The organism is Blastocatellia bacterium, assembly GCA_035573895.1.
Classification (GTDB): domain Bacteria; phylum Acidobacteriota; class Blastocatellia; order HR10; family HR10; genus DATLZR01.
Map to the genome: position 1 here is coordinate 1 of DATLZR010000036.1, position 2,458 is coordinate 2,458.

3 protein-coding genes are annotated in these 2,458 nt (G+C 59.8%); all 3 read right to left on the reverse strand.

Features of this window, described 5'->3' with window-relative positions; genetic code table 11:
- Window positions 1–276: hypothetical protein (locus tag VNM72_04165; protein ID HXF04593.1), on the reverse strand; the 276-nt coding region annotated here is incomplete at its 3' end.
- A 121-nt stretch (window positions 277–397) separates the two neighbouring features.
- Complete coding sequence (locus tag VNM72_04170) at window positions 398–1,990, reverse strand: GspE/PulE family protein (GenBank protein HXF04594.1); 1,593 nt, start codon at window positions 1,988–1,990, stop codon at window positions 398–400.
- A 143-nt stretch (window positions 1,991–2,133) separates the two neighbouring features.
- Window positions 2,134–2,458, reverse strand: a 325-nt coding sequence (locus VNM72_04175) for a type II secretion system F family protein (protein HXF04595.1), incomplete at its 5' end; no start/stop codon positions are given.

Genomic DNA, 2,458 nt, shown 5'->3' on the forward strand with positions numbered 1-2,458 from the left:
CCGCCGATAGGCGATGCGATACTCGGGGCGATCCGCTTCGCTCAACGCCAGCAGGTATTTCTCCACCGCTTGTTCGACTTTCCCCGCCGCCTCCAGCTTCTGCCCTTCCTCAAAATGTTTTTTTCCTTTCCCCGCGGCCGCCGCCGGAAAAGCCCCTCCGCCGGTCAGAAACACCAGCATCAGGGCCAGACTCACAATGTACCGGCTGCACGCGGAAAGGCGATGCTTGCACCGCCCCGCGGTGGTGAGTGCGCGAGACAATCTGATTTCCCTCATAGGCTCACTCCTTCGAGCGCGAGCTTTCAGCCTCAGAGAATCATCCCGGATGCACGCCGATCAGCACGGATGAGGAAACTGATCTGCGCCCATCCGTGTTCATCCGTGGCAAACGGGATGATCATTCCACAAACGTCACCCGGTTAATTTCCCGAAGGCTCGTCACTCCCGCGATCACCTTCTGGACGGCGGATTCTCGCAGCGTGACCAGTCCTTCGGCGCGTGCCGCTCGACGAATCTCCGATCCCGGCTTTCGCTCGATGATCAGCTCGCGGATGTTATCGCTCATGTCCAGAAGCTCGTGAATGGCCGTGCGGCCACGGTAGCCCGTCCAGTTGCACTGCTCGCAGCCCGGCGCATCGTAGAAGACGACCGACGCATACTCGGCCGGATCCAACCCGGACTCGATCAACTCCATCTCGGTCGGACGTTGCGGGCGCTTGCAGTTGGTGCAGAGGACGCGCACGAGCCGTTGTGCCAGAACGCAGTTGAGTGCACCGACGAAGTTGTACGGCTCCACCCCCATATTGAGGAACCGTCCGATCACATCAATGACGTTATTGGCGTGGACCGTCGTGAAAACAAGATGACCGGTCAGGGCGGATTGGATGGCGATTTGTGCCGTTTCCGGATCACGAATCTCGCCCACCATGATCTTATCGGGGTCGTGACGAAGAATCGAGCGCAGGCCTCGAGCGAAGGTGAGCCCTTTCTTCTCGTTCACCTGGATCTGGGTGACATCCTTGAGCTGATACTCGACCGGATCTTCGATGGTGATGATTTTGTCCTCACCGGTTTTGATCTCGTTGATGGCGGCATAGAGCGTCGTCGTTTTGCCGGAGCCCGTCGGGCCGGTGACGAGAATCATGCCGTACGGCTCCTTAATAAACCGGCGGAACTTCTTGAGCGTCTCCCCGTCAAAACCCAGGACATCGAGTCGGAGATCGCGGAACTTTTCGCTGAGCTGCTCCTTGTCGAGGATCCGGATGACAGCATCTTCCCCGTGGATGGTCGGCATGATCGAAACGCGAAAATCAATCGTTCGCCCGCGCACGCGCACGCGGAAGCGGCCATCCTGGGGGATGCGCCGTTCGGCGATATCCAGCTCCGACATCACCTTGATGCGGGAGATGATCGTCTGATGGTGCTGAATGTCAATGGGGGGGCCCGCCGGATAGAGCACTCCGTCAATGCGATACTTGATGATGACGTCGCTCGCCCGCGTCTCGATGTGGATGTCGCTGGCCCTTCGCTCCAACGCCGTGAGGATGACCGAGTCCACCAGTTTGACGATGGGACTCATCTCGCGGTCGCCGGTCAGACGGTCGAGATCGAGGTCTTCCTCGCCTTGATCCGTCTCCTTCACGAGCGACACCCGCAAGTGCTCGGTCGTTTCATCGAGCACGCGCTGAGAGGCGTCCCCCCGGGCGAGAATCGCATCAATGGCCGACGGCGTCGCCACCGCCAGGCGGAGACGCTCGCGGAGGCGGGCGCGAATCTCATCAATGCGGTCCAGATCGCTCGGATCGGCCACCGCCACGAGCAAGGCATCGCCCTCGCGTCGAACGGGCACGAACCGATGTTGCACCATCAACTCAACGGGCAACATCCGCAGCAACTCTTGATCAATCCGCAGTCGGGTCAAATCTATGAAGGGAACACGATACCGCTCGGCCAGACGACGCGCCCGCTCTTCTTCCTGCGCGACATCCATTGGTTCGGCCACTGCCGTTGTCCCGTTTTTCGCGCTCAATTGATTGAAATACGGATTGTCCGTCATAGGCCTTGAGACCTTCCCCCAATAGCCAGTGCTCTTCAGCCCGGCCCCAATCCCTCAACAGCCATTCTCATGGCCGGTCATCGCGCTCCCAACGTTGAGACAAAGCTGAAGAGCGGAAGATAAATCGAGAGCAAGACAATCGTGACCAACCCGGCCATGAGCAGCAGCATGACGGGCTGAATGAGCGTCGTCACCTGATTCAACCGAACGTCGAGTTCGGCATCGTAGAAATTCGCCAGTTCGTCGAGCATCTCTTTAAGGCTGCCGGCCCGTTCGCCCACGCGCACCATATCAACCGCGAGCGGCGGCATCCATCCCTTCTGCTCCAGGCTTTCGGCCACGGGCTGACCCTCCTGGATGAGCCGCAGAACCTGGGACGATGGCCGGGCGAGGACACGATTG